Origin of the sequence: Methanopyrus kandleri AV19 (assembly GCF_000007185.1) — an archaeon.
GTDB lineage: Archaea > JAADCQ01 > Methanopyri > Methanopyrales > Methanopyraceae > Methanopyrus > Methanopyrus kandleri.
In genome coordinates, this window is record NC_003551.1 from 200,971 (window position 1) to 227,489 (window position 26,519).

31 protein-coding genes are annotated in these 26,519 nt (G+C 59.9%); 17 read left to right on the plus strand and 14 right to left on the minus strand.

Translation table 11 applies throughout. The annotated features are described in order from the left end of the window. The first annotated feature begins 150 nt into the window (after positions 1-150). Entirely contained in the window at positions 151-426 is a 276-nt protein-coding gene (locus MK_RS09035; RefSeq protein WP_011018581.1) for a hypothetical protein, read from the plus strand. Between the two features lie 5 nt (positions 427-431). Continuing rightward, entirely contained in the window at positions 432-578 is a 147-nt protein-coding gene (locus MK_RS09040) for a hypothetical protein (protein WP_158295867.1), read from the plus strand. A gap of 10 nt (positions 579-588) precedes the next feature. Here MK_RS09040 and MK_RS01110 read toward each other — a convergent pair whose 3' ends face one another. The 6 genes from MK_RS01110 to MK_RS01135 form a co-directional block, all read right to left on the minus strand. Next, entirely contained in the window at positions 589-1,830 is a 1,242-nt protein-coding gene (locus MK_RS01110) for a hypothetical protein (protein WP_011018582.1), read from the minus strand. Further along, complete coding sequence (locus MK_RS01115) at positions 1,827-2,498, minus strand: DUF2100 domain-containing protein (RefSeq protein WP_011018583.1); 672 nt, start codon at positions 2,496-2,498, stop codon at positions 1,827-1,829. The genes MK_RS01110 and MK_RS01115 overlap by 4 nt, the downstream gene beginning before the upstream one ends. Before the next feature lie 70 nt (positions 2,499-2,568). Continuing rightward, positions 2,569-3,441 (minus strand): DUF2101 family protein, encoded by an 873-nt coding sequence (locus MK_RS01120; protein ID WP_226988692.1) that lies wholly within the window; start codon positions 3,439-3,441, stop codon positions 2,569-2,571. A gap of 4 nt (positions 3,442-3,445) precedes the next feature. Then, entirely contained in the window at positions 3,446-4,354 is a 909-nt protein-coding gene (locus tag MK_RS01125; protein ID WP_226988693.1) for an MBL fold metallo-hydrolase, read from the minus strand. Between the two features lie 95 nt (positions 4,355-4,449). After that, on the minus strand, positions 4,450-4,860 hold the full coding sequence (locus MK_RS01130) for a Mov34/MPN/PAD-1 family protein (RefSeq protein ID WP_226988694.1): 411 nt from the start codon (positions 4,858-4,860) through the stop codon (positions 4,450-4,452). After that, a complete protein-coding gene (locus tag MK_RS01135) occupies positions 4,802-5,668 on the minus strand; it encodes a hypothetical protein (RefSeq protein ID WP_148679419.1) in 867 nt (288 codons plus the stop codon). The genes MK_RS01130 and MK_RS01135 overlap by 59 nt, the downstream gene beginning before the upstream one ends. Before the next feature lie 92 nt (positions 5,669-5,760). Here MK_RS01135 and MK_RS01140 point away from each other — a divergent pair, with 92 nt between their 5' ends. From MK_RS01140 to MK_RS01150, 3 genes are read left to right on the plus strand one after another with little or no spacing between them, the layout of a single operon-like run. Next, on the plus strand, positions 5,761-6,108 hold the full coding sequence (locus MK_RS01140; RefSeq protein ID WP_011018588.1) for a roadblock/LC7 domain-containing protein: 348 nt from the start codon (positions 5,761-5,763) through the stop codon (positions 6,106-6,108). A gap of 35 nt (positions 6,109-6,143) precedes the next feature. After that, entirely contained in the window at positions 6,144-7,025 is an 882-nt protein-coding gene (locus MK_RS01145) for a hypothetical protein (protein WP_148679420.1), read from the plus strand. A gap of 49 nt (positions 7,026-7,074) precedes the next feature. Continuing rightward, positions 7,075-7,836, plus strand: coding sequence for a septum site-determining protein MinD (locus MK_RS01150; protein ID WP_148679899.1), 762 nt, complete (start codon positions 7,075-7,077; stop codon positions 7,834-7,836). Here the strand turns inward: MK_RS01150 and MK_RS01155 are convergent. Further along, positions 7,833-8,333, minus strand: coding sequence for a DUF1947 domain-containing protein (locus MK_RS01155; RefSeq protein ID WP_011018591.1), 501 nt, complete (start codon positions 8,331-8,333; stop codon positions 7,833-7,835). The genes MK_RS01150 and MK_RS01155 overlap by 4 nt on opposite strands. A 36-nt stretch (positions 8,334-8,369) precedes the next feature. On the opposite strand from MK_RS01155, the gene MK_RS01160 reads away from it, so the two are divergent. Genes MK_RS01160 through cobT form a run of 5 tightly spaced genes read left to right on the plus strand, consistent with a single transcriptional unit; the run spans position 8,370 to position 11,756 of the window. Continuing rightward, positions 8,370-8,591, plus strand: coding sequence for an LSM domain-containing protein (locus tag MK_RS01160; RefSeq protein ID WP_011018592.1), 222 nt, complete (start codon positions 8,370-8,372; stop codon positions 8,589-8,591). 20 nt (positions 8,592-8,611) lie between these two features. Further along, positions 8,612-8,800 (plus strand): 50S ribosomal protein L37e, encoded by a 189-nt coding sequence (locus MK_RS01165; protein WP_011018593.1) that lies wholly within the window; start codon positions 8,612-8,614, stop codon positions 8,798-8,800. Positions 8,801-8,813: 13 nt separating this feature from the next. Beyond that, the gene (locus MK_RS01170) at positions 8,814-9,689 is read left to right on the plus strand and encodes a toprim domain-containing protein (RefSeq protein ID WP_011018594.1); all 876 of its coding nucleotides are present in this window, start codon (positions 8,814-8,816) and stop codon (positions 9,687-9,689) included. Further along, the gene (locus MK_RS01175; RefSeq protein WP_148679422.1) at positions 9,637-10,662 is read left to right on the plus strand and encodes a M24 family metallopeptidase; all 1,026 of its coding nucleotides are present in this window, start codon (positions 9,637-9,639) and stop codon (positions 10,660-10,662) included. The genes MK_RS01170 and MK_RS01175 overlap by 53 nt, the downstream gene beginning before the upstream one ends. Further along, entirely contained in the window at positions 10,659-11,756 is a 1,098-nt protein-coding gene (gene cobT / locus MK_RS01180; RefSeq protein WP_158295868.1) for a nicotinate mononucleotide-dependent phosphoribosyltransferase CobT, read from the plus strand. The genes MK_RS01175 and cobT overlap by 4 nt, the downstream gene beginning before the upstream one ends. Here the strand turns inward: cobT and MK_RS01185 are convergent. The 3 genes from MK_RS01185 to MK_RS01195 are packed head-to-tail and all read right to left on the minus strand — an operon-like array spanning position 11,753 to position 13,769. Continuing rightward, positions 11,753-12,487, minus strand: coding sequence for a hypothetical protein (locus tag MK_RS01185; RefSeq protein ID WP_011018597.1), 735 nt, complete (start codon positions 12,485-12,487; stop codon positions 11,753-11,755). The genes cobT and MK_RS01185 overlap by 4 nt on opposite strands. 3 nt (positions 12,488-12,490) lie before the next feature. Continuing rightward, on the minus strand, positions 12,491-13,537 hold the full coding sequence (hypD, locus tag MK_RS01190; RefSeq protein ID WP_148679900.1) for a hydrogenase formation protein HypD: 1,047 nt from the start codon (positions 13,535-13,537) through the stop codon (positions 12,491-12,493). Then, on the minus strand, positions 13,491-13,769 hold the full coding sequence (locus tag MK_RS01195; protein WP_011018599.1) for a HypC/HybG/HupF family hydrogenase formation chaperone: 279 nt from the start codon (positions 13,767-13,769) through the stop codon (positions 13,491-13,493). The genes hypD and MK_RS01195 overlap by 47 nt, the downstream gene beginning before the upstream one ends. Positions 13,770-13,843: 74 nt before the next feature. Between MK_RS01195 and MK_RS01200 the strand changes: the two genes are divergently transcribed. The 3 genes from MK_RS01200 (at position 13,844) to MK_RS01210 (ending at position 16,262) form a co-directional block, all read left to right on the plus strand. After that, on the plus strand, positions 13,844-14,266 hold the full coding sequence (locus tag MK_RS01200) for an archease (protein WP_011018600.1): 423 nt from the start codon (positions 13,844-13,846) through the stop codon (positions 14,264-14,266). A 17-nt stretch (positions 14,267-14,283) separates the two neighbouring features. Further along, positions 14,284-15,462 (plus strand): O-phospho-L-seryl-tRNA:Cys-tRNA synthase, encoded by a 1,179-nt coding sequence (gene pscS / locus MK_RS01205; RefSeq protein WP_011018601.1) that lies wholly within the window; start codon positions 14,284-14,286, stop codon positions 15,460-15,462. Between the two features lie 176 nt (positions 15,463-15,638). Further along, positions 15,639-16,262 carry an RNA methylase gene (locus tag MK_RS01210; RefSeq protein ID WP_011018602.1) on the plus strand — a complete coding sequence of 208 codons (624 nt, stop codon included), beginning with the start codon at positions 15,639-15,641 and terminating at the stop codon, positions 16,260-16,262. Here MK_RS01210 and MK_RS01215 read toward each other — a convergent pair. Then, complete coding sequence (locus MK_RS01215; RefSeq protein WP_011018603.1) at positions 16,252-16,794, minus strand: hypothetical protein; 543 nt, start codon at positions 16,792-16,794, stop codon at positions 16,252-16,254. The two genes, MK_RS01210 and MK_RS01215, sit on opposite strands and share 11 nt — an antisense overlap. A 78-nt stretch (positions 16,795-16,872) precedes the next feature. Here MK_RS01215 and MK_RS01220 point away from each other — a divergent pair, with 78 nt between their 5' ends. The 3 genes from MK_RS01220 to MK_RS01230 all read left to right on the plus strand — a co-directional run bounded on the left by MK_RS01220 (position 16,873) and on the right by MK_RS01230 (position 19,711). Next, the gene (locus MK_RS01220; RefSeq protein ID WP_011018604.1) at positions 16,873-17,628 is read left to right on the plus strand and encodes a TatD family hydrolase; all 756 of its coding nucleotides are present in this window, start codon (positions 16,873-16,875) and stop codon (positions 17,626-17,628) included. Positions 17,629-17,677: 49 nt separating this feature from the next. Then, complete coding sequence (gene npdG / locus MK_RS01225; protein WP_011018605.1) at positions 17,678-18,349, plus strand: NADPH-dependent F420 reductase; 672 nt, start codon at positions 17,678-17,680, stop codon at positions 18,347-18,349. A 72-nt stretch (positions 18,350-18,421) separates the two neighbouring features. Further along, positions 18,422-19,711 carry a UbiD family decarboxylase gene (locus MK_RS01230; protein WP_011018606.1) on the plus strand — a complete coding sequence of 430 codons (1,290 nt, stop codon included), beginning with the start codon at positions 18,422-18,424 and terminating at the stop codon, positions 19,709-19,711. On the opposite strand, the gene MK_RS01235 is transcribed toward MK_RS01230, so the two are convergent. Genes MK_RS01235 through MK_RS01245 form a run of 3 tightly spaced genes read right to left on the minus strand, consistent with a single transcriptional unit; the run spans position 19,703 to position 24,326 of the window. After that, complete coding sequence (locus tag MK_RS01235) at positions 19,703-20,743, minus strand: adenylosuccinate synthetase (protein WP_011018607.1); 1,041 nt, start codon at positions 20,741-20,743, stop codon at positions 19,703-19,705. The genes MK_RS01230 and MK_RS01235 overlap by 9 nt on opposite strands. After that, positions 20,635-22,524: a hypothetical protein gene (locus MK_RS01240; RefSeq protein ID WP_011018608.1), complete on the minus strand. Its 1,890-nt coding sequence runs from the start codon at positions 22,522-22,524 to the stop codon at positions 20,635-20,637. The genes MK_RS01235 and MK_RS01240 overlap by 109 nt, the downstream gene beginning before the upstream one ends. Further along, positions 22,470-24,326: a hypothetical protein gene (locus MK_RS01245; RefSeq protein WP_011018609.1), complete on the minus strand. Its 1,857-nt coding sequence runs from the start codon at positions 24,324-24,326 to the stop codon at positions 22,470-22,472. The genes MK_RS01240 and MK_RS01245 overlap by 55 nt, the downstream gene beginning before the upstream one ends. A gap of 24 nt (positions 24,327-24,350) precedes the next feature. Between MK_RS01245 and MK_RS01250 the strand changes: the two genes are divergently transcribed. Then, a complete protein-coding gene (locus MK_RS01250) occupies positions 24,351-25,718 on the plus strand; it encodes an amidase family protein (RefSeq protein WP_011018610.1) in 1,368 nt (455 codons plus the stop codon). Positions 25,719-26,519 lie beyond the last annotated feature (801 nt).

Here is a 26,519-nt window from a genome sequence, read left to right on the forward strand (position 1 = left end):
GGGTTCGGGGACGACTTTCTGATTTTCGCGCCGCAAGAGGGGGTCAGACGGGTGTCGATAACCCCTCTCATCGCTCGGAAGCTCGACGGTGCGCTGATATTCGGGATCGCAGAGTTGGCGGGCAAATCCTGAAAGGTAGTCCGTGAAAAGGTGTACCGTGATACCGCCGCGTTTCTGGTCGAGGGGCTCGATGAATATCTCGAGGATATGGAGCCTTCCGACGTCGCCGAAGCCGTGCTCAAGGCTTACTTCGAGGACGTAGAGCGGGTCGAAGAAGACGACACGATAATCTTCGAGTGCAGAACTAGCTTTCCGATGCTCCGTTTTATACATGATTACGCCGAGGAGCACCCCGAGTTCGAAAAGTACGTGAAGCCGGAGGGGGATATAGAGAAAAGGAGTGAAGTGCTGGAAGGGGAAAATTAGACCGGATGTTCCGATCGATCGGTGGACATCCTGCGGTAGTACTGTTCCAATATCTCATGAAGAACTTAGGCGAGCCGTATCGAATGATCATAGAGCGCGTGGACCGAAGGGAACGTCCATTCAAGGTACGAGTAGTCGTAGAACCCGAGTGAAATAACGTCTTCACACGGTAGGATCATCCCACTCAGACATCCTATCCGTTACTTCCTCAGCTTCCTTGACTATCCGAGAGGCTCGCCGTAAATCCCCCTCTGCCAACGCTTCCAACGCTCTATACAAGTACGAAGTTTCAATAGCAGCCAGAGCGCGCCGTACCTCGTTACGCGCGTATTTTTCAGCAGCTCCTGCGAACCCTTTCAGGGATAATCGAGAACCTAATTTCATTCCGCGAAGGTACCATTCCGCACGGACTTTTCGGGCATGAGGTACGCCGGGAACTTCCTTCTCCGGCTTGATTACGAGTCCCTCAAGCTCCTCTTCTTCAACCCGGTTCATAAGTTCACGTGCCACTTGCTCTGCCTCTCCGAGATCACATAAGGTGCTGGGAACGGGCTTTATTCGATCACCATCGATCATATCAGCCAACAGCTCATATTGCCGTATTTTAGGTTTTTGAATAGTGATTTCACCGTCATACATATCCAGTTCGTATACGTAGTATACGGGTTCCGAGTCCTCAGGCTCGTACGCGGCGAGATCGTCCAGAACGCTTAGAATATCCCGAAGTATTTCAACGGCATCCTCCGGCACGTAGTCCTTGTCGTGGGCGATAGCCGTGAGTCGTTCGATCTCTTCGTGTAACCTCTGGAACTCATCGTCGTCGGCCAGTTTAACATCGGGCAGTCTGCGCTGGATGGTGTAGAGCGTTCTCACGTGGCGGCGGACCTTAGACAGCCTATCGAAAAGCTTTCCAAGCCAGGCTCGCGGAACCCGCTTGCGGCGGGGGTTCAAGGTGTATCTAGACATGAGCCGGACGTGGTAATCTATGTAGTCGAGCGTCTCGTTCCACAGTTCGAACACCGAGGTTCCGAAGAGGGACAACGGCAACAGCTCGCCCTCGACGATCGTGAGGGAGTGCTCCGACGGATCGAGCACTGATTGGACGTACTCCTCGACCTCCTCCACTCGGACCCAGCTTCTGGTATGGGCTATTACGGGTTCGCCGAGTTCGCTTTCGAGCACGCGGCCGAGCACTACCCGCACGTTCGTACCGTCTTTTTTCTCCTCTATCCGAAGGGATTCGTTCGAACTCACGTGCTCCAGCTCCGTGATGTACAGTCTTACGGTATGTTCGACGGTTTCGGGCAGCGCGGCGGGCATCGTACGCGAGAACGTCAAGCGAGCCTTCGGTGGTAGCAGTGGCCGCTCGCCCGAAGGCGTCTCGATAGTTTCGGTATCGCTCATTTCGTCCTCCCCGACAGCAAGTCGGACGGCGATAATTCTGTGAAGTCCGGGACGACGATCACCTCGTGGTCGACCCCGAGTTCCTCGGCCACTTCGGGTAACTCCTCCTCGAGGACTTCGCCGACGCGGTCGTCCTCTTCGCGCACTAGGACGATGCGTTTGGCGCCGGACTTCCGGATGTATTCTTCGAGCTCCCTTCGGGCCCGCTCGACGGATTTCACGAGCCCCTCGGGTAGTTTTTCAGGCAAGTTAGGGTTCACCTTCCGATAGTCCTCCGGCACTAGCGGCCCTCCGGTCTGCACGATCGGAGCGTCTACGAGCTCCCTCAGGGCTTTACGCTCTCGCCCCCTTACCACCACCAGCACGGAGTCCTTGAACAAGTCGTCTAGGTCGCGCTCCGTCTCCTCCTCGACGCCGACGAGCTCTAGAACTGATCGTAAAATATCGTCCAACGCTCTGGCTACCTCCTGAGCCCGCTCGCCGCGTAGCACGTGTTCCGGAGCGGACTCGACCAGTGCGTGGTCCAGCTCCGCGGCTCGGTGAACGATCCTCCGGACGACCTCTTCGTCCAGCCGAAGCTCGTCGACGTCCGTGACAACCCTTATACGTCCTGACCGCTGGGAGACAGCGTGACTGAGGAGTTCTTCGAGCCTCTCAACGCGTGTCAACGTGGACCCCCCGATGACGAGTGAGCTGTTAGCCGAACGCTATTATGGGGAGAGGATGGCTGGCCGAGGGTCACCACCACCCCTCCTTCAGGATGCGCACCGGTCTCGCCCCTGTGAGTGAGAAGCCGCTGTGCTCCACCTCTACGAGCACCGGAGTGCCCTCGGAGCCACTCCCCTCGACTATATACTCTCCAGGAAGCGTGTTCGCGGCGATGTCGTGACCGACCACTACCTCAACGCTGCCTCCTTCCTGGACCTCCCTGAGCACGACCCCGAAGGTCCAGGTCCGATGGAACTTCCTCCTCACCCAAACCGTAGCCGCCGCTACTCCTAGGGCCGGTAACCCGAACACTATAAACCCGGGTAAGACTCCCTCAAGCGGCAGGACGAGCGCTACCACCGGAGGTACGTTCGTCAGTATTGCGGACAGTACGACGGACCCCAAGATAATGAGTGTGGAATGCCAGTACGGTAGCCAGTGGATGTCCTCTGAAGGTGAGACGCGGCGGAGCCATCCGAGACTGAAGGCCGTAACGAACGCCGAGATCACGGCCAAAGCTTCCCATAACATTACGGGCGGTGCTACGATTTCCTCCAAGATTACGAACACTACGGTCGCGAGGAGGGAAAACTGCAGCACTAAGACGGGCACGTCCCACGGCATTCTAGGAGCCGCCGCGATCCGCTTACCGCGTATCTCTATATCTTTGAAGGGTACTTGGGGCAGCTCCGGTAGCAGTACCTGACCCTCTCTCACCATTTCCATAACCGTCTGGAACTTGGACGCGGACTCCTCGGCCGTCCTGATGAGCTGCGAGGTGAATTTAGCGGAGCGTTTCGGGCCCTCTTTAAGCAGCTTCACTACTATCCAAGGCAAGTTCACGGTCACGTAACCGACGGCGGCGGTGAACTTCCACACGAACCGTCCGATCCGCTCGAGCACCAAGTCATTCCTCCCCGCTGAGCTCATCGCGGTAGGCTTCGAGCAGGCGCTCCTCCTTCCCTAGTACTTCGGCGGCAGAGGCCACGTTGTCCGATTCCTCGTAAACCTCGGACAACCGATCACGGTAGTTCTTATCGCGGAGCAGGTGATGATCGAGGATTATCTGGCCGGATCTCGAGGCCAACTTTCGCAGGTTCTTCACGGCCTTCTCCAGATTGTCCGAGGAGAATCGGAAACCGAGTAAGTACGTCGGTGGGCCACTGATCAGCACCAAATCCGGGTCGCGTTCTAGGATCCACTCCAACGCCGGTCCGTACACGGGACCCTGAACATCTGAGGCGTGAACGATCACGTGGTCACGGTGCGTTATCCTCAGTCCGAGAACGTACCCTAATCTCGTCCCTTCAGGCCCGTGCGGGAGTGGCTGCGAGAACTCGAGAACGGTCTCGCCGAACTCGAACCTCTTACCGTCGGCAAACTCGTAATCGACGCCTAGCTCATCCAACCCCTCAATCAGTGCCCGAGCCCTACCCGCCTGGCTCCGGTTAATGTTCTCGGTGGGATGCTTCATCAGAATCAGCTTATCTCGGTAAAGTTCCTTCGCCGTTTCAAGGTCGCAAGCTTCGTACTTCCGGTCGGTGAACGGGGTGTGGTGGTCGTAGTGGTAGTGCGATATCGTGACCACGTCCGCGCTGTCTGCGGCACGCTGGATACTCTCGCGCACCTCCTCAAGGGCTTCCCACTCCTCCTCCGACGGCGGTAAATTGTAGCGTTTCGGAGGGATTGACACACCAGGATCCACCAGTACAGTCACGTCCGGCGTTTCGATCAGTGTGGCCATCGACCTCACACCGAGGCTTTCGAACCCGAGCGGAACTACCCTCACGTTCCCGACTTTCAGTCCGGACGACACGGTCAAGTACCCCAGGGGTCGTCATCCCGGTTCGTCGGCCTACCTCGATCTCTTCATCCCGGCCTCGGAGTGGTCGCAGGATCGTCATAGTGAGGTCAGCGGTTGTTCGCTTCTTCATCGGCCGTGTATCTCACTTCTACGACCGGTGTTATGTTTCTGCCGGACTTGTCGTAGAACTCCACACGGTCCGGAGTATACGGGTACGCTGCGATCGCGTGGACGGCCCCCAACCTCTTGAACAGCATCAAGTCATCCTCCGAGGGTACCGGATCGCCGTATGGATGGGAGTGAAACGTTCCGATTACGTCGCAGGTGTGAACGGAGAGGAGATCGAAAATCGCACCGGAGTCGGAGGCTTCGAAAGGGACTACGATCAGCGAGTCGATCGTGATGGTTTCCGCGTCTATCGAGCCCCCTAACATCGCGAAGAATTCATCAGGGTGATTTTTATCGCTTGCCTCGAGGAGGGAGTCCAGGAGTCTCGCGTCGAATTCTACCCTTTTCACGCCGGACAAGCCGCCTTCCCTCCGCGGATCTTCTTAGCGGCGAGGTTAGCGGGCCGATGATATGGCTAATACCGTACCAGCCTATTACTGCAATCCCCGCGAAGGCTAATGTGCTGGCGATTACGGTCGTACGTGGTGATGGGAGCATCCGTGCGATCCTCCGCTGGGCTGCTTTGGTTGGATCGTAAATCACTCTGAGGTCGGCGATCTCGCGGATTTCTCCCTTCAAATCCGCGTACTCCGAAGGCGGGACCTCGACGTCGATCGTGGCTGTGACGCCAACCACTACGAATCCACTGGTGTACGTTATCCACCCCGAAAGCTCGTCGGCCAGCTGAGAGACTTTCGAAGGTGGGACGGACTTGAGATCCATACGGACGACCATCTTGGTGGGCGATGAGAACCTAACGTCTTTGACGCCGGGGAAGACTTTGGGCACTTTAGACTCGAACCACCTCCGACGGTCCGAGGGCACGGGTTCACTCATGGCAACTTCCAGCTCTAGGTATCGTCCGACGGGTTTCCCGCGGTACTTCTTAACCGCCTCCAAAGCTTTGGGTAAATCCGAGGGTGCCGTGCTCAGCTCGACCGTTAGGTACCCGTTCTTCTCCAGTCCAGCCACGACCTTGGGGATGTCCGAGAGCATGGGAGCGAGTAGGAAAAGTCCTACACCGGCTCCGATGATCGCCGCTCCGAGGGTGGTTGCTATCGGCGCCTTGATCCATCGCCCAACGACACCGATAGAGTAAGTTAAGAGTGCGAGTAACACTGTCGTGAGGGTCGCGACGGTCACGAATGCCGCACCCACGTGCCATCCCCCGGCGAGGTCCATGCGCAAACGTATTTAAATCCCGACTCACCCGCCGCGCCGGAGAACCCATCTTTGGGGGCCGACGTCACTTGATCGAGAAGGTGTTGGCGGATTTGAACCGGGTTGAGGGAGTGCATGGATCGTTAGTTGTCTCGAGCGACGGATTGATCATCGCAGAGGCCGTGCCTCCGGATATCGACTCCGAGATCGTGGGTGCGATTGCGACGACCGTATACGGTTCTGGCGAGCGAGTCGTCGACGAGATGAATCTAGGAGACCTCGAGCAAATGCTCATAGAGGCCACGCACGGGAAGGTGATGATCGTAGACGTGGGGGAGGACGCGACACTAGTCCTCGTCGTCGAGCCCGACGCCAACTTAGGACTTATCCGCCTCCGCGCTCGGGAGGCCGCTGAGGAGATCGCTAAGCAGCTTTAATGGTTTCCCCGAACCACCGCTAGGGAGCCTCGACCGTGATTAGAGCCGTCCTCAGAATTTTTAAAGGTATTTTAAGTGGGCGAGATGGTGAGGGAAGGGAGCGGGGATTTAAAGAGGCTAGGGAGGGCGCCGGAAGTTCGGAGGAGGATGGAGCCACGGAAGTCAGGGATGAAGTGATCCGACGAGCACTCGACGTCATCGGAGAGCAGCTCGATGTGGAGAAGCTCGTCGAGGAAGCCCGCAAAGATCTGACGTCGGCCCTGAACCGGGTTACCGAGTATTTCGGTCTGGAGAAACTAGTCGTGTTAGACGATTCTGGGAAGCCGATTGGGATAGTAGGAGACGGCCGGATGGAGGGCGGGTTGATAAACGCAGTTTACACGATACGTGAATCACTGGGCGACGTTGATACTATTTTAGTAACTTCGGAAGACTCGACTAACTACCTGGCGCTGTGTCTAGACGAGTACGTAGTAGTGTGTGAATCTAAAATGACCTTGTCCGACGCGGATATCTTCATGCTTAAAAATGACCTTGGAAAAGTTATAGATGCCGCAGTCTCGGGCCAGCGAGTGAAGTCTGAGATACCGTTCGTGGTAATCGACGAGCATGGTTTGGTGATCCTATCGAATGTAGATCGATGTGAAGAAGTTGGAGCATTGATCTCGCAGCTGTACAGGTTCGTCAAGGATCATGTGGAGGGCTCGATCGAATGGATCAAGATGACCACCGGTGAAAACAAGACCCTAGCTGTAAAACCCCATAACGATTTCCTCATAGCTTTCGTCGTGGAGTCAGATGTCGAGGACGCGGACGACGCGTGCGAGGAAACCGTTAAAACTCTTATCGAAAAGGTCGAGCGCGCCGTAGCCGGATCTCCGAGCCCTCCAGCCGAAAAAGGCGAGGGGTTAACCTGACTTGGCTGAGGCGGAACTTCCCGAGTCAGAGGCGTGTCGTGTGGTATGTATGGCCTCGGGTAAGGGAGGTACGGGCAAAACCACCGTAACCGCCAACTTGGGTACTGCGTTAGCCGAGCTCGGTGCTGAAACTTACATCCTGGATGCGGATATCGCCATGGCTAACTTGGGACTGATCCTCCGCATGGAAGATGCCCCAGTAACACTGCACGATGTACTGGCGGGAGAGGCCGACATCGAGGAGGCCATCTACGAGGGACCTCACGGTGTTAAGGTGATCCCCGCGGGCATATCACTGGAGGGCATTCGAAAGGCCAACCCCGACAGGCTGAGGGACGTAGTCGAGCACATAATAGACAGAGCGGACTTCCTGCTGATCGATGCGCCGGCAGGGTTAGGTAGGGACGCCATCACGGCCCTCTCCGCGTCGACGGAGAGCCTCTTAGTGGTCAACCCCGAGATAGCGTCGATCACCGACGCTCTTAAGGTTAAAGCGGTAGCCGAGCGGGTAGACACCCAGATCACGGGAGCCGTCGTCAACCGTGTCACGAAGGATAAGACCGAGCTGACGAAGGAAGAGGTCGAAAAAATCCTGGAAACTCCCGTAATGGTCGAAGTACCCGAGGATCCGGAGGTCCGAAGGGCCGCCGCCTTCGGAGAGCCGGTGGTGGTCCGCAGCCCCAAGTCCGCGGCCGCGCAGGCTTTCAAGAAGCTGGCCGCGGAGCTAGTGGGTATCGAGTACGAGGTGCCCGTTCCAGACAAGGAGGGAGTGTTGTCTAAGGTCATTAAGGGCCTGTTCGGACGGCGTTAGAAGCGGGCTTCCCATAACCTGTCCCCGACGTGATGGACGTTGCGGACGGCTCGACCCCTCTCAGACTCTTCGATTTCCCTCGCACTCATTAGGGCTATCCCCACGGCGAGAGGCCGCCGGTTGCGCTCGTCGATGACGACTACACCGTCACCCTCCTCGAACTCACCCCGCACTTCCACGATACCCGGCACCATGATATCGGCCCCGGAAGCCACCGGCTTGACGGCACCCATATCCACTATCACCACATGGCCGTAATTCCCCTCATCGAGTTGGAGGAGGGCATGAATCGTGGGAAACCAACCCTCATGTCGTTCGAAGGCCATTACCTTGCCGTCCTTGATCAGCAAGCGCTCGATATCATCGTCCTTGACGTACGCGACCTCCACAAGACCAGTGAGTACTTCGCCGAGACTAACCCCAGACGATACACGTAACTCCTCCAAAACTTCCTGAAGGTCCTTCTCCGAGATCGGATGTCGACGGGAAACCTTCATTCGCCAGCTCCCCCAGCCGCACGGGGGTCGGACGGTTTGAGACCGCACGACTGTCTTCGGGACTTCTTGGACGATATCGTGATAGTGGAGCTGAAGACGGGCAAGACGTTGCGAGGTAGGTTAGTGTCCTTCGACGGACACCTAAACCTGGTACTGGACGACTGCGTGGAGATAGATGAAGATTCCGAAGTCAGGCTCGGACGTGTGTTGATCCGAGGAGACAGCGTCACCTTGATATCACCTGCCGAAGTCGGATGAGCTGCCAGGGGGAGTGAGGCTTGGCGAAGGGAACCCCCTCCTTTGGTAAGCGTAACAAGACGAAGACACACGTCAGGTGCAGGAGATGCGGCCGTCGCGCATACCACGTGCGGAAAGGATATTGTGCAGCCTGTGGGTTCGGTCGCTCACGGCGCATCCGTCGGTACAGCTGGCAGAACAAGAAGGTGAACCGCAAGCGACGCCGCTAAGGGAGCCCCGGTAATGGCACGAGACGGACGACGGAAGTCACCCGTCGACGTCAGGATAATCGTGGAGGGAGCCGCCGACGCCGAGACCATCTCTAAAGTGATCCAACGGATGGCGCTCGGAGGAGAGTACAACATCACAGTGACGTCCATCATCCCTACTACCCACGCCCACATCGCACGACGGACCGCCGAAGGTGCGGACTTAGTGCTCATTGCCACCGACGCGGACAAGCCTGGTCGCAAACTGGCCAAGAAGTTCCAGGAAGAGCTACGCGGCGTCGTAGGTCGAGTGGAACGCGTGAAGATGCCCATCGGACACGACGTGGAACACGTGGACCTGGAAATAGTGGAGAAGGAGCTCCGCAGCGCCCTCGTCCGCGCCGGCCTCAAAAGTCTCAGGGACATTAAGGAGCTGCGCGAGGAGATCAAGGAGCTTCAAGAGGAAATCGAAGAGAAGGAAGAGCTCATCGAGGAACTCGAGGAGAAAGAATCGGAGTTGGAAGAACTGCGCGAGAGACTAAAGGAGATCGAGAAGGAAAAAGCGCTCCTGGAGGAGGAACGGGACAGACTACTGGATGAAGTCGAGCGGCTCAGAGACCGCCTCGAAGAGCTTGAGGAGGAGCTGGAATCCGCGGATCATCTGCGGATCATGGACCTCGAGTCCGTGTGTGAAGAGGCGGAGCTGAGCCCGGAGGACGTAGAGCCGGAGGTCCTAGAGGAGCTCGGAGAAGAGCTCGAAATCCCGATAGTGGTAGGGTCCACCCGAATTGCAGCACCGTCCAGGGAGGACGCTGTCAGGGTACTAAAGATCTACAAGCTCGCCCGAAAAGTGGTCGATGGCGAGGGGGAGGAGGAAAACGAAACGACTCCAGGAGATCCTGAAGTCTGATGATTTCTTTCTAGAGAAGGTGGAGAAGCTCGAGGAGCTCGCAGAAGGTGAACCCTGTGCCCTCGTCAGGCGCCAAAACGTTGAGTGGATAACCCATTTTCCCGGTCTAGCGTTCCACGCCGACTTCGAGTCCGAAGAGTACACGCTGGTTGTCCACCGTATGGATTCGAGGGCCGTTCGGGAGTGGCCGATTCCGGAGACCGTCGAAGTCATCACACACGATGAGGCCAACCGCCTGACTCCCGCCCGGGCCGTCGACGACGAGTCGGCGGCCCGCAAGGTACCCTGTTATAGGGTGAAGAACGTTAACGAGGACGTTACGAGGGCGCGTCTCTCCAAGTCGAAGAGTGAGCTGAGGTTCATTGAGGAGCTAGTGGAAGCGACCGAGCGGATACTCGTAAAAGTTCTCCCACCCGAAGACTCGGAGGCCGAGGTAGCATCCGACCTCATAAGGGAGGCCACGATTCGCGGCTTTCAAACGGCATTCGACCCTATAGTGGCGTATGACGAGGGTGCCGGTGTACCCCACCACCGACCGAGTCCCGAGGAAAAGACCTGGACGAAATGTGCGTTGGTAGATTACGGGATCAAGATGGTGTACTGCACGGACATCACGAGGACCGTAGTGTCCGAGAACGAGGCGGGAGACGTCCTCGAAGTCGTCGTGAACGCCCTCGAGGAGGCACTCCGAGAGCTTCAGGCGGGTGTGAACCCGAAGGAGCTCGAGGAAGAGCTGAGAGGGTGGATGGAAGACGAAGCGCCCGGATTCGAGTTCCCCCACAGCCTCGGCCACCATGTGGGAGTCACGGTCCACGAGGGCCGTCTCATGGGTCGATTGCCGGAGGGAGCCGTGATCACCGTAGAGCCCGGGCTTTACTCGGATGAGTTCGGGATCCGCGTCGAGGAAATGGTGGTCGTCGGGAAGCGAAAATGCCGAACGCTAACCAAGCTTCCGCGGGTGTGGGAGCGTTGAAGGAAGTCCTACCGGGTATTCGAGCGCTGGGAGATCTAGAAGCCGCGGAGAAAGTCGTCAAGAGGTGCTCCGGTGGAAGCACGGTGATGGTGTGTGTGATCGGTAGTACCGAAATCAGCCGCGTTCCCGGTATCTCAGCCGCGGGTAAAACGCCGGAGTCAACCTTTCACACACCCGCAGGAGATGTCGAGTTGATATACTACGACAGGATCATCAACGCCGAGGAGGTCCCACAGAACCCCGTGGGTGCTCCCTCACCCGCGGTGATAACGAAAGCCGTCGTGAACTTGGCGTCTATCCCCTTCTTGACGGTGGATGCCGGGGCAGCCGTGAAACCCGCTTGCCCCTACATCGACCTCGGAGGTGAGGTCGCGAGGGACTTCCGCGAAGGGCCGGCACTGTCGGAGGAAACCTACGACAGACTGCTGGAGTTCGGTAAAACGCTCGGTAAGGAGCTCACCCGCGATGTGGACTTCCTAACCGTGGGGGAAAGCGTGCCGGGCGGGACTACCACGGCGATGGCCGTGATGACTGCGTTGGGTTACGAAACCAGTGAAAAGTTCGCGAGCAGCTCCCACGATTCTCCGCACGATATCAAGGAGCGCGTGGTGAAAGAAGGCCTGGAGGCGCAAGGAGTAGAACCGGGTGACTTGGACGCCCACGAGGCGATCAGGAGGTTCGGAGATCCTATGATGCCTGCGGTGGTAGGCATCATCTACGGGTCCAGGACACCGGTGCTCTTGGCGGGTGGCACGCAGATGGCCCCAATCCTAGCGTATCTGGCGGAGGAAGGACAGTTGGACCCGGAACGGGTATTCGTCGGAACTACCAAATACGTGGTCGAAGACGAGGACTCCGACATCGAAAGTCTGTTCCGGCAAGTGGGTGACTACGTTCTATTCTCCGCGGACCCCGGGTTCTCGGAGTCCAAGTTCCGTGGGTTCAGGTTGTACGAGGAAGGGTACGTAAAGGAGGGTGTCGGTGCCGGTGGGGCTCAGGTAGCAGCTGCGTTGAAAACGAAAGGAGAGATCACACCGAAAGACGTTCTGAGGGAGTGCGAGCGGGTTTACGAGCGGTGGATGGATAAATTTTAACTAAATAACTTTTCTACCAAAGTACGCTCAAACCTACGATGCTCTAAGAAGTGGTTATTAGGATCTTTTATTAATATGTAGACTAAGTAAGGGTACAGAATCGGGAAGAAAACGACTATAAGTATGTGAATTCCGAAGTTCCTATAAGGTATTTTTCTGAAGAAAGATATGCACATATCCAGTTCATCAGCTAGCAATGATGCGATAGCACTTTCCCTCGCCTCATGCAGATAAAAATCCCGCATAAGCCTGTATGCAACGTACAGATACGCTACTCCGAAGGTGATGGTACCCAAAAATATCCACAAGACTTCATCCAAATGGCCCAACTCCTCGATATCTTTTACTTTCCTGAATATGGCCAAGTAACAGGACTTAGAGATGCACTCGGTGCGGTACAGTATCTCGGAAACTATACGGAACAGTTCCGAGGATCGCTCGAAGTGCTTGTTCCTCCTCCGGATGAGGATATAGAATAACGCCGCGTTGACCGCGAGGAAGGCCGCGAAGAGTACCACCGTTCCCACGGTGAGGGCGGTTCCACCGGCGGATACTACGGAGGCCCCACTGGCCGTCGCCACGCACACCGTAGCGATCACGGACACCGAGGCCGAGGCGAGCGGGCCCAGGACTACGACACCGATTCCGAGCGCGGGGTTCAGGATCATGTCAGTATCTTCCGCGCGTTTCAGAGCCCGCTCCAGTTCTCGAAGCCACTCGTCGGTGGACATGCCTCACCCTCCGCCGAACCTGTACTCTATGAAACACGGGCCTTCCTCCGACACCATGCACGGGCCTACGGGATCCGTCGGAGTACATTTCGTGCCGAACAACGGGCAGTCCCGGGGCTCGGCCAACCCTCGCAGTATCCGATCACATATGCAGGATTCGTCGTGTCCCAGGGTGTAATCCGGCCGTATTCCAATCTCAATCGCATCGTGATCTGCGAGGTCCTCACGCAGCTTCAACGCCGACTCGGGGATGGTCGGGAAACCCCGCCACGGCCTATCTTCGGGCTCGAACGCCCTTTCCATCAGTTCCTTCGCGACCGGGTTCCCCCTGTCCTCGACTGCCCTGAGGTACTCGTTGGTGACTCCCACACGTCCCCTTCTGAGCATCTTGAGGCACGCCAGTACCGCGATCAGAACGTCCTCGGGCTCGAAGCCGGCGACCACGCACGGGAGCTCCCGGGCTACGGACTCGTAGGGCCCCGTCCCGATGATCGTGGACACGTGACCGGGACATATGAACGCGTCGAGACGGCACTCGCCCGACTCCAGCAACCACTCCATCGCAGGTGGTATCAACCGGTGAGCCGACAGCACGTAGAAGTTGGAGGGCGGGTCATCGAGGAGCACGGCCGCGGTGGTCGGTGCCGTAGTCTCGAACCCTACCGCCAGGTAGAGGACATCACGGTCCTCGGACTCGGCGATCTCCTCGGCCTTCCTAACGCTCTGGACCACCCTGACGTCCCCATCGCATGAGGAGAGGGATCCGACAGGAGTGGGGACCCTGTACACGTCCCCGAAAGCGCACACGACCATGCCATCTTCCGCAGCCTTTATGGCCGCGGCGAGCTCTCCCGTAGTGGTCACACACACGGGGCACCCTGGACCGCAGACTAAACGGACGTTCTCGGGAAGCAACGATCTGAGACCGTGTTCGACTATAGTCCGTTCATGGGATCCACACACGTGCATGATCGTCACATCACGATCGAGGGTCTCGGCCTCCTTATGGATTCGACGGACGAGCTTTCTCACGAACTCCCGACGTGTCATTTTCAAGCTCCTCCTCGATGTGTTTCAGAACTTCTTCCCAGATCTCAAGGGACGCTCGTGCTTCCTCCTCATCTAGCTTCTGAATCGCGAAACCCGTGTGAACGATGACCCAATCGCCCTCCTCCACGTCCTCCAGCAAGCTCACGTCGACCTCCTGTCGTACGCCTCCGAAGTCCACCACAGCGCGGTTGCCATCGAGCTCCACGATCCTTCCGGGAATCGCCAAGCACACGTCGTCCACACCCCGCTGGGTTGAACCGAAGAACTTCTTTCGTATTTTCTCCCGAGGGCCAGGGGGAAGCTCCGGTGCCGTGGGAGGAGATCGAGCACACGGCGGATGCCGCGTTCCGAGTGTGGGCCGACACGCCTGAGGATCTCCTGGTTGAAGCCGCCAAGGCGCTGTTCGATCTGATCACGGACCTGGACGCGGTGGAACCCGAGGAGGAGGTGGAGATCGAGGCGGAAGGAGGAGACCTAGTGGAGTTACTACACGACTGGCTCGAGGAGATACACTTCCGACACGAGATCGATGGAATGCTGTTCTCCGACTTCGAAGTGAAGGAACTGAAGAAAGAGGAAGGATGGAAGGTACGTGGCGTAGCCCGAGGTGAGCCCTACGACCCGGACCGACATCCGTTCCACACCGAGGTCAAGGCCGTGACCTACCACAACATGAAGGTCGAGCGCGAAGACGGACGGTGGGTAGCCGAGTACGTGGTCGACTTGTGAAGGGGGCAGGTCGATCTTTGAACCTGGACCGTTATCGGAACATCGTCCGTGAGACGGAGCGGAAGTACATCAATGTGAACCCTATCCAACGAGGGGGCGTGCTGACCCCGGAGGCTCGGAAAGCCCTCCTGGAGTTCGGAGATGGGTACAGTGTATGCGACTTCTGCGAGGGGTTGCTCCATGAGATCGAGAAACCTCCCATCCGACAGTTTCACGAGGACTTAGCCGAGTTTCTCGGGATGGACGTTGTGCGGATCACCGCCGGTGCGAGGTACGCGAAGGAAGCCGTCATGAGCGCGCTGTGCGAGGAGGGAGACGTAGTCGTCGCGGACTCGCTCGCGCACTACACCACGTTCGTCGCCGCGGAGAAGGCGGGAGCCACGGTCCGCGAGGTCCCGAACACCGGTCACCCGGAGTACAAGGTGAAGGTCGACGAGTACGCCCGGGTCATCGACGAGGTTGAGGACGAGCGGGGAGACCCACCCGCGTTGGCGTTACTCACACACGTCGATAGTGAGTACGGGAACCTCGCGGATGCGGAGAAGTTCGTGAAGATATGCCGCAAGAAGGGTGTTCCGGCGCTGCTCAACTGCGCCTACACCATGGGTCGCATGGACCTGTCCAACCTGAGCCCGAAGCCCGACTTCATGGTCGGTAGCGGTCATAAGGGCATGGCCGCGTGCGCACCGTGCGGCGTACTCGCGATGCGGGAGGAATGGGAAGAGGAAGTGCTCAGGGGATCCTCACTGCGCGGAGACGTCTCCGGTCGGGAGTGGCCACACAAGGAGGTCGAAATGCTCGGATGTACCGTGATGGGAGCGCCGATCGTCACTATGATGGCCAGCTTCCCCCACGTCGTGGAGCGGGTGAAACGTTGGAAGGAGGAGGTGCGAAAGACGCGGTGGTTCGTGAAGGAGATGGAAAGGATAGAGGGCGTACGACAACTCGGTGAGCGACCGAAGCGGCACGATCTGGTGAAGTTTGAGACTCCGGGCTTCCACGAGGTGGCGGAAGACCATCCCAGGCGCGGCTACTTCCTGTACGAGGAGTTGAAAAAGCGTGGAGTCATCGGTATCCAACCCGGACAGACCGAGACCATCAAGGCCAGCGTATACGGTCTGACGGACGAGCAGGTAGAGCACGTCGTGCGAGCGTTCCACGAGATCGCGGAGGAGTACGGGCTAGAAGTCTCCTGAGTCGTTCGGTCGGACCGACGGGGATCTCCCGCGGAAGTATTGAGGGACAGGAGCCCTAGATAGCGCGCCGGAGCGTGACTGTGACGTGTGCGGAGTGAAGTCATAAGGTGTCAAGCCGCCGTCCCCGACCGCACGCAATTGTTACGAATATCATAACTATTGGAGGGGGAACCTCCGTGCGGATGGTGGTGTTGTTCTCCGGAGGTCCGGATTCACTGCTGGCGGCGCTGATCGCCTGCGATGAATACGACCCGGAGAAGATCATCCTGGCGACGTACGATAACGGCGTGCTGATCGGCGTGGAAAAAGCCGGCATCAACTACTCCCAGGTGAAACGTGCCACGGACGCCGAGGTAGAGTGGAGGATTTTCGACATCCATGGACCCTTCCACCGATGGGGGCTTCGAGGTCTCGAACGGAGGATCTTACGGTTCGGTTGGAACCCGGTGTGTCTGGACTGCAAGTTCTGTATGCTCTTCCACGCACTGGAGAAGTTGGAACCCGACGTGATCGTAACGGGGGACAGGGAGTCCAGGAAGTATCCGGAACAGACGCCGGAGGCTAAGGCTTTCTGGGAAGAAATGTGCGGCGAGTACGGCTGCGAGTACTTCACACCGCTCTGGGATTGGAAGAAAAGAGGCGTTTACGAGGAGCTGGCCCGACGGAGGGTATCGGTGAGGGGATCGGAGCCCAAGTGCATGCTGGCGGGCTCTTGGAAGAAGCCGGTGAGTGAGGAGAAAGTCGAACGTTACCTGGAGGGACTCCGGAAGAGACTTCTGGGGTTACGCTCTACTCCTTGAGTTCCTCGAGCTTCTCCGCGAGGCCCTCCAGCTCTTCGAGGGCGTCCTCCATCTTAGTGCAGCACTCCCTCAGGCCCTCCACGACTCGAGAGATGGTGGTGGAAACTTCCTCCATCTCGGACTTCAGTCGCTCCACCTTCTCCTCCTCCACCCTGAGTTTCTCCTTGATGTCCTCAACGCCGGTGACTATCTGAAGCTCCCCGCTCTTGAGCATCTCGTAGGTCTCCAGGACGAGCTCTCCCGCCTTAGTCTCCCCCTGTAGGTGCTTCCTGATCGTGGCCTCGGTACGTCCCAGCTCCTCGGCGATCTCCGATATCGTGTACCCCGCCTTCTGTCTCGCGAGGGCCGACGCGGCCACCGCTAGCGAGTCGACCCAAGTCAGGAACTTCTGCTCGTGGATCATCTCCAGCACCTTCGGACGGAAGAGCGTGGCCACCAGCAGCACCGTCTCCAGCTGGTGGATCTCCTGCCGATCCATGGGCTGGAACGGGATCTCCGTGAGGTCGATTACCTCCTTCACGCTCTCTGCCATACTTGATGCACCCTCAATATAAGGAGGGATCCGGCTATTTAAACTCTAAGAAACAGAACCTCAAGGGGCGACGGAGCCTTGTTCGTCAAGTTCGATTCGCACGTGCACCTGGATGTAAGATGTGAGGACGACATGAAGACCATGAGTCTCGCCGGAATACGGTACGTCCTGACGCTAGCCCACGATCCCATGCCGTTCCGTACCGCGGAGGCCCTCTTGGGACACTGGGAGGCTGTCGAGTCAACCGCGGAGACCGCGGTAGATTACCTGATCGACGCGAAGGTGGGACTGGGGGTACATCCGAGGGCCATCCCGGACGAGGGCCTCGAACTCGCCCTCGAACACCTCGAGTCGAAGCTGAGTGATCTGGACGCGGTAGGAGAGATCGGGCTGGAGGAGGCCACAGACGAGGAGGTGAAGGTATTCCGGGAGCAGCTGGACCTCGCCGCGACCGAAGACGTACCCGTCGTCGTTCACACTCCCCGGAGTCGTGATCCGAACGTCATCTCGAAGATCATCGAGGTCGCCAGGGACTCGGATCTGCACCCCGACCTGATCGTGATCGACCACCTCAACGAACAGTACGTCGACGCGGTCCTCGCGGAGGGTTTCAACGCCGGGATCACCGTGCAGCCCGGTAAGGCGACCGTCGAGGAGGCCGTCGAGATAGTGACCAATCGAGCCGAACACGCGGACCGCATTCTTATCAACAGCGACGCGTCGAGGGCCCTGAGTAACGTCTTAGCGGTGGCCGAGGTGGCGTTCGAGCTGGAAAAGAGGGGATTCGACGCCACCGAAGCGGTGGTACGGGACAACGCCCTACAGCTTTTCTAACCCGGCACCCTCTTAACGCCGTCCCTCCCCGCCCACCCGGGGTGCGAACGTGCGGCTGGCTTTCATCGGAGGGACCGGCCATCAAGGGTTCGGACTCGCGCTGAGACTGGCGGCGGCGGGACACCACGTGATCATAGGATCGAGGGAGGAGGAACGCGCCGTTAAAGCCGCGGAGGAGGCCGAGGAGATCCTGGCAGAGCACGGGTATGAGGACGTCACCGTTGAAGGTCGCGAGAATTCCGATGCCGCCGCCGAGGCGGAGGTTGTGTTCCTGACTGTCCCGTTCTTCGCTGTCATCGACACGGTGAAGGCGATCCGGGACTCCCTCGACGAGGACGCGATCGTCGTGGACGTCACGGTACCGTTGGAAACCGCCGTAGGAGGCAAGCCCACCCGGCTGATCAGACCGTGGGCCGGATCGGCGGCTGAAACCGTGCAGTCCCTGGTCAACAACCCCGTGGTATCCGCGTTCGAAAACGTCTCCGCCGAGTCACTTCGGGACCTGGAGAAAGAGGTTAAGTGCGACGTGGTGGTGTGTTCGGACCACGAGGACGCGAAGCGCACCGTCATGGAGCTCGCGGAGGAGATACCGGGAGTTCGGGCGATAGACGGCGGACCGTTGGAGAACGCCAGGATCGTGGAGTCCATCACGGCACTGCTGATCAGCCTCAACATGCGGTACGGTAAGGAGGACGTCGGGATCAGGTTCACCAACCTGTAGGGGGTCCGCCCGCGTCCCGATCTTCACCCCATCCGCTCGGGACTTTGTCTTCATCCCCCAGGGGGCGCCGCGTTGAGGGATTTTCTGAGGTGCGTAGAGGACGATTTGGTGGTAGTCAAGGAGGAGTTGTCGCCGGAGTACGAGGTGCCGGCGGTTCTCCAGGAACTCGATAGACCGGTGGTGTTCGAGGGCGTCGAAGGCTACGACATCCCGCTGGTAGGTAACCTATGTTGTAGTCGGGAGTACTTGGTGAGGGCACTAGGAGCGGAATCCTGGGACGATGTCCTGCGGAAACTCGCGGAGGCTATGGACTCGCCGAAGGAACCGCGGAAAGAACGCTCCCCGTCGTTCCTCGAAGCCGAGCGTGGACCCGAGTTCCTGAAGGAGTTTCCGATGTGTCGATTTTACCGGACTGACGGTGGTCCCTACCTCACGGCCTCCCTGGTCGTCGCGGTCGAGCCCGAGGAAGGCATCCCCAACGCGTCCGTGCACAGGATGATGTACCTCGGTGACGGCAAGTTCGCGGTACGGGTCGTCCCCCGTCATCTCTACAGATACTACGAGAAGGCCGACCACGATCTACCCGTGGCGGTGTGCCTGGGAGTGGACCCGCGGACGATGTTCGCGTGCTGCGCCCGCGTACCGTATGAAGTCAGCGAGCTGGACGTCGCGGCGGCGTTCTGGGAGGACCTCCGGGTGTACGAGGTTGACTACGGGATCCCGGTACCCGCGGAGAGCGAGATCGTTATGGTGGGTAGACTGACCCCCGAGCGTGCCCCGGAAGGGCCCTTCGTGGACGTGACGCGCACCTTGGACGAACGGCGTCGCGAGCCCGTCTTCGAGGTCGAGAAGGTGTACACCCGGGAGGACCCGTACCACCCGATAATCCTCCCGGGCGGAGAGGAGCACCGGATCATGATGGGCGGTCCCGCCGAGGCCACGGTCCTCGCTCACGTCTCCCGGGTGTCGGAGGTGGTCAAGGTCAGACTGACTCCGGGCGGGGGAAGGTGGCTCCACGCGGTGGTATCGATACGGAAGCGCACGGAAGGTGAGGCCGTGAACGCCGGCCTCGCCGCGCTGGCGGCCCATCCGAGCCTGAAGCACGTGGTGGTCGTGGACGAAGACGTGGACCCGGACGATCCGGAACAAGTCGAGTACGCGCTCGCGACGAGGTTCCAGGCGGATCGCGACCTGCACGTGGTGAGGGGTCTCGGGTCCACCCTCGACCCGTCGGCGGAGGAGGGGATCATGGCGAAGGCCGTGTTCGACGCGACGGCCCCGGTGGAGAAAAGGGAACGGTTCGAGGTGGTCGAGGTGCCCGTGAGCGATCGGGTCCGGCGGATCCTGGACGAACTACCTTAGGTCCACGGTGTGCTCCAGCTCCGGTCCCGTGGATACTATCGTCACGGGTACCCCGACGGCCTCCTCCACCTTCTCGACGAACTTCTTCGCCTCGGTGGGAAGCTCGTGCCAAGTCTCGGCTTCCGCCGCGTCCGGAAACCTCCTGTCGATGCACGTGATCGCGACCTGAGTGGCGCCGTTGATGACGCACGCGCGCTTGGCCATCTCGAAGTCGAACTCGCCGATGCGTCGCGGCCGACCCGTGACCGTACCGCGCTCGACCTCCAGGATCTCCTCGCCGAACTTCTCTATCACCTCCTCCCGGGACAACTCCGTCGGGAACGGTCCTTCCCCGACCCGGGTTGCGTACGCCTTGAACACCACGTACACGTCGTCGATCCTCGTCGGGCCGACGCCGACGTCGGAGGCGAAGGCGCTCGCCGTGGTATCCTTGCTGGTGACATAAGGGTAGTCGATCCCGTGGTATAGGGATAGACCGAACCCCTGCGTACCCTCGATCAGCACGTCCTCGCCCGCGTCGATAGCCTCGTTCACCAACCCGGGAACGTCGCCGAGGAACTCCGAAAGCTCGTCGACGTCCCGGGCCAGCTTCGCCTTCCGCAACGCCCTGTCCGCGTTCGCCGGCCCGCAGCCGGTGCCGGTCGTGTCGATCTCGTCCGAGAGGTGCTTGGAAGCGCGCTCGGCCTCGATGTGCTTGGGCTCGATGATCGCGCACCTCTCATCCACGATCAGGCGGTCATCGACCCGGAAGCGGGACAGTCGCTCGACTTCGTCCAAGAGCACTTCGGGGTTGACGAGAACCCCGGGTCCGATGGCCAGCTCGGCCTCCTCGTGTGGGAAGCCGCACGGGATCTGCCGGAGGCCGTAATCCTCCCCATTCACGCGCACGGTGTGGCCGGCGTTGGGACCGACACCGGCCCGCGCTATGACCTCCGGCTCGTCCTGGACCGCGAGGTACGCCACGATCTTGCCCTTGCCCTCGTCGCCCCACTGACCACCAGCAACGACGCTAACGTGACCGCGATCCCGCAAACCGATACCCCCGGAACCTTCCGCCAGGAGGCCGGCGGAGAGGGCTGTGGCGTGACGAGCTCCAGCGTGACCGTGACATGGTACTTATCGGATTCGTTCAATGGTAGTACGTACGCGTTCCTGATCCCGGACGGGTGTATCAGGATCCCGCTGACTGAGTACCGGTTCGGACCCAGGCGCTTGGCCACGAAGTTGAGCCCATCGGCGAGCACCGTCGAGTAGGGGTCCTTCGGTATCTTCGTCAGTCCGGTCACGAACGCCGGAAAGATCAGCGGAACGAGCCTGTACTTATCTGCGGGTACCAGGAACGCGCGGGGCAGCTTAACGTTCAGGTCCTTCCCCTCCGGGAGGTTCGGGAGCGGGTACTCGAACGGTCCCTCGAACCGATAGAACGGGTCGCCCACGAGTAAGTAACCCGGACTAACGTCGACGTAGCCTCGGAGCTGCTCCAGCTCCCAGCACGCCCATACCACGGCCCGCCCCAGTTCGACGCCGGAGGCCGCGAAGAGGTACGCCATGATGGCGCCCGCCGGATCCCGGAAGGCGATGACCGCGCGGAACTTGGGAAAACCGTTAGGGGTCGCGTACACGTCTACTCTCTGCGCGATCGAGTTGGGATCGGCGCAGATGAACAGGAAGGAATTGCACTCTGAGTTGAGTGACTGGAGGAAGTTCTGTCCCAGCGCTTCTTTGAACACGACGATCCCGGCCGCGAACTTCTGGTTCTTCAGGTTGAGGGAATTAACATCAGGAACTGACAGCCACTTGACGGTTACCGAGTGCTGGATGTCACCGTAGTAAGCCGATAATGACCCGGTGGGATCGAAGACTACCAACGGAGATGCCTCACCGTGGAGATGCATCGAGACCAGCATCCTGTTGGCCGCCAAGAACCCCGGGAGACCGTGGAACGGGAAACATGCTACACCTACGTCGAACTTCGGACTACCTAGTAGCACCGATCCGAAGGACACCACGTACTCGACGTCGTCGAGACCTTTCAGCTCCTTACCGTACGCGGAGAGAAACCTATCCCGCACGTCCTGTTTCAGCGTGTCGACGTTCAGTGATCCACCCACCGTGACGAACGCTACCAACGCCGGTCTCATGCAGGCGAACTGTACGGCGGCCAGGGTGATCGGGTCGAACGGTTGGGACTTGTAGGGACCTTCCGGTTTCGCGAGCGGTTGGACGACGGCGAGGGCCCTGATCGACAAGTCGCTGAAGTCGTACTCCGGGTTCCGGAGGTACTCGTCCAGCGTGAGCACCGGGACGTCGAAATGTGTCATGTACGTCAGGGGGTTACCCCAGACGACGGCGCCCTGCTGCTTCGCCACTATGGGCGCCAGCTCCAGCCCGGGGATGAAGCCCGCATCGGAGTCTAAACAGAGGAGGAACTTCACTGGGACCCCGGAGTTCATCGCCACTTCCACGAGCCGGACGCAGGCCGCCTCAAGGTCGTCCGGAAGCCGCTCCCAGCCCGGGTGGGTGGCGGGATACTTGTACGTGAGCACGACGCTGGACGGCCCGACTTCGGACATGAGGTTCTGCGTGAGTTTGTCAAGCTTACCCTGGACCGCTATCGGGATGACCGAGGCGGCGTTACCGCCGGCCCACTCCCGATCCAGCGACGCCGCCGTGACGAAGACCCTCATCCAATGGTATTTGGTGTGTACCTGATCCGGGACGTTCACCACGACGTAGACGTGGGCGTTCACTGGAACGATCAGCGCGAGGAGCGCCGCGACAGTAACAGCGGTACTATCGACAAGGCGACCCATGGGGTCACCACCCACCGTTTAGCGTTGTTCGGACTGACGTCGGGACCTGTGTCCGTACGGAGCGGTTCCAGGGTCAGGATCGCGTAGACGTCGCTCGACTGCGCCAACATGAACGGGACGTCGGGTACCGGGCTGTCCCCTCGACCCATGATCACGGTGTAATGGCGGTTCGGAGCGTCCGCGTCGAACTGAATCCTGGCCTCGGTCTCCCAGGAGCGTATCGGGTACCCGAAGAACACCGTGAACCTGTAGTCCCTGTTGGAAAGCACGTTGTTGATGTCTCCCAGGATCAGGCCCTTGGCCAGCGCGAAGACGCCCTCGAGCCCTACGGCCACCGCCTCCACGTCGTACAGTTGGTCCGGGATCCTATTGAACTCCAAGTATCTGTTCCAAGCCCACTCGCAGAAGCCGGACGCCAGGGCATACCACGTGAGTATCAGGGGACGACCTTTAGGACCCTCGAACACCACCGCGTACGGCCCCACCAACCCCCAGCCCAGCTCCTGGTCGTTCCCCTCCGGGATCCGGTTGTACGTCACCACGAGGTAGTCCTTGAGGTCGAACAGCAGGGTGCTGGTAGTCAGATCCACCCCGATCAGGTCCCAGGGGTAGTGCCCCAGGCACGGGAGCGCGGCGTAGAAGTTGGGTGTGCCCACCTGGATCGAGTTGTTCCAGGGGTCGGTCAGCGTCATGTAGGACAGGAAGATGTGTGGGTTCGCCCCCAGGATCTCGGGGAGCACTTCGTCGAACTCCGATGTTATATCCCAGTACATCCCACTTTCCGCCGGTGAAGGGACCAAGATGACGCCCTCCCAGCTGTAACCCGTCAGGCGCAGGTCCTCGGCCGCCCAGGCGATCGGCAACCCGTAGAGGGCGCCCAAGTACAGCGAGCTGGGCCAGGGCTCGAACGTTTGAGCCACCCTCCACGACTCCGCTCGCCGTGGAACGTTGAAGATCACGGCGGGAGCTCCGGCGGTGATGTCCGCCGAAGCCCGGACGTAAATCGCGTCGTCGCCGAAGACCAGCCTGGCCTCCTCCCTGAACGCCTCGGTCTTATACACGACCACGATGAGATCGGAGTTCACGCACAGCCGATAGAACGGATCGTTCTCAACGCCCTGCCACGTGAAGGGACTGGCGGGGTTAATCACGTGCGCGCCGGGAACCAGGGGTATCAGTACGTCCTTGGTCTCCGTGGGGGAGATGACCGTGGCTCTCGCCATGAGCGCGATCACCACACCGACCTTCTCCGGGTGCTCCGCAGCCTCGGGCAGCCGACGACGGAGGTCCTCTACAGCCTTCCATTTGAGCGCCAGGGCGGACGAGATGGCGAGTGAGTCGTACTCGGAGACTATCAGCACGAGATGGCTGTAACCTAGGGCCGTGAACAGCTCCAGTGGATCCGGGGTCCCGGACGACAGGTCCACCTCGATCCGCGGCGAGGAGGGCAGCACCTCGTTGATCACGTGGTCGGCGATGCCCATAACGCCTAACTGAGATCCACGCGTGACCGCCGGGAACACGTGGATTCTACCGTCGGCGTCCTCGTAGGACAGGAGCGAGAAGTAGGGTACCCAGTACGCGCATGCCGGGAACTTGTACCCCCCGTAGTTGCCGGAGTCCCCGGGCGGGACGCGGTACCCGGGGTTGTCCCCGGCTCCTTTCTCCACGACTTGACCGTTGGCGTCCGGTACCTTGAACACCACGAGGTGCGATTCGTCGAGGACCACCGTGGGCGCCGCGGAGGTGGAACCTATAAGGGTAATTAAGAGCGCGAGCGCCGGGATCCACGGACCCCTCAACCGCCCACCCCGCGGGGAGGAACGATGCTGAGGGAAGCGGTAAAAGACATCGAATCGGGTCACGTCGACCCGTCGGAGCGGATCCATGAGTATCTCGAAAAGATCGACCGAGAGAACCCGGATATAAATGCATTGATCTATATCAATGGGGGAGCGCCGGAGGAGGTCGGATCGGAGGGGCCGCTCGCTGGAGTCGCCATAGCCGTCAAGGCCAACATCAACGTGGAGGGGATGCCGTGCGACTGCGCGTCCAAGACGCTGGAGGGGTACCGGGCTCCCTTCGACGCGACGGTCGTGCGGAGGATCAAGGAAGCGGGCGCCGCGGTGATCGGTATCGCGAACATGGACGAGTTCGCGGCCGGCTCCTCGGGCGAGACCTCGTGCCACGGACCTACCGATAACCCGAGGTGTCCGGGGCGCATCCCGGGCGGGTCGAGCTCGGGGAGCGCCGCGGCCGTCGCGGCGGGCCTCTGCGACGCGGCCCTGGGCTCGGACACGGGCGGGTCGATCCGGAACCCGGCGTCACACTGCGGTGTGGTCGGGTTCAAGCCCACGTACGGCCTGGTCCCGCGGCAGGGTCTCATCGACCTGGCCATGAGTCTGGATCAGATCGGACCCATCACCAGGACCGTCGAGGACGCCGCGCTGCTGCTGGAGGTGATCGCGGGCCCGGGTGAGGACGTCGAAGGGACCGTGCGGAACGCCGAGGTCCCCCGGTTCTCGGAGCTGCTGGACCCGGAGGAAGTGGAAGGTATGCGCATAGGTCTCGTGAGGGAGTTCCTCGAGGTCTCGGAGCCCGAGATCGCGGAGGTCGCCAAGGAGGCGGCTCGTGCCCTGGAGCGGGCCGGGGCCACCGTCGAGGAGGTGAGCCTGGGTCGGAAGCTCGTCGACGTGGCACTACCCACGTACTACGTGATCAACTACGTGGAGTTCTTCTCGGCGACGCGCCGGTTCGACGGACGGAGGTACGGTCGTAGGATCGAGCACGTCTGCGGAAAGGAAGTTCTCCGGAGGATCGTGGCCGGGGCCGCGATCAGCCGGCAGGAGGTCCGCGGTCAGTACTACGAGCGGGCGCTGAGAGCCAGGACGTGGATCCGACGCAGACTGTTGGAGGCGTTGGAGGGCTACGACGCGTTGCTGGGACCGACGGTGCCGAAGCCTCCACATCGTATCGGAGAGGAGTTGAGCGTCCGTGAGATGTACGGGTACGACGTGCTGACCGTGATCCCTAACCTGGCCGGGTGTCCGGCCGGAAGCGTGCCGTTCGACACGATTAACGTGGATGGCGACCGGGTGCCGTGCGGTGTTCAGGTGATCGCGCGGCCGTGGGAGGATCTGACCGCCCTGAACGTCATGGCGGCCCTCGAGCGGGCCGCCTCCTTCGAGCCCTGAGACTCCATGCTCGAGTTCTTCCCTTGACAGCTCCGACCTCTGTCCCTATTCGGGACCGGCAGTCGGACTGTTCACGCATAGCTTATGCATGATTCACGTACGATTGTTGAAAGACGGTGTGATACCTTACGGACGGTAGTTCAATAGTCGTCATGTCATTCACGCACGTACAACATACGACTTATGCATAACTTACGTACAGAACGTTGACGTCACTCATAACTTCGGAGTGTGTCACGTGGTTCGCCTCATAGCCATTTGTGCGACTTTATTATGCATCCGCGCCACGGCTCGGTCGGTACCGACGCTATTTGTGCGTCTGTTTTGGGGAGGGGTCTCGGCAGATCGTCGTGGGCCGCCTACCGCCGGAGGGCGATATCATGTTCGCACAAAATTGGGGAGCCGCAGAAGGGCGAGCGCGGCCGCACGATCTACCTAAGGCAGAAAAACTCAGTACAACTCCTCCAAGAATGGCTCGAAACAATCCGACTCGCGGCACCACGACTCTGCGACCGGGAGAAAGTCAAACGGTTCGGCGGGCCGTCCGGAGGGCGCTGACACCTACTCGAACGGCTCTCGCAGGGAATACCGCACGAGGACGAGCGGATCGTGCTCAGAGACTCGATTCTCCAGGCCATTGGATACTGTCCTTTAAGGACTAAGAGACCGGATGGTGGCGGGAACATACTCGCGGACCTCTTGGAGACGTTACCGGAAGGGTTCCGAGACTTCGTACTAGAACCCCTCACACCGTGGCCCGTTCGGTACAGTTACGGACCAAGAGGCTAACCGGGCGACAGA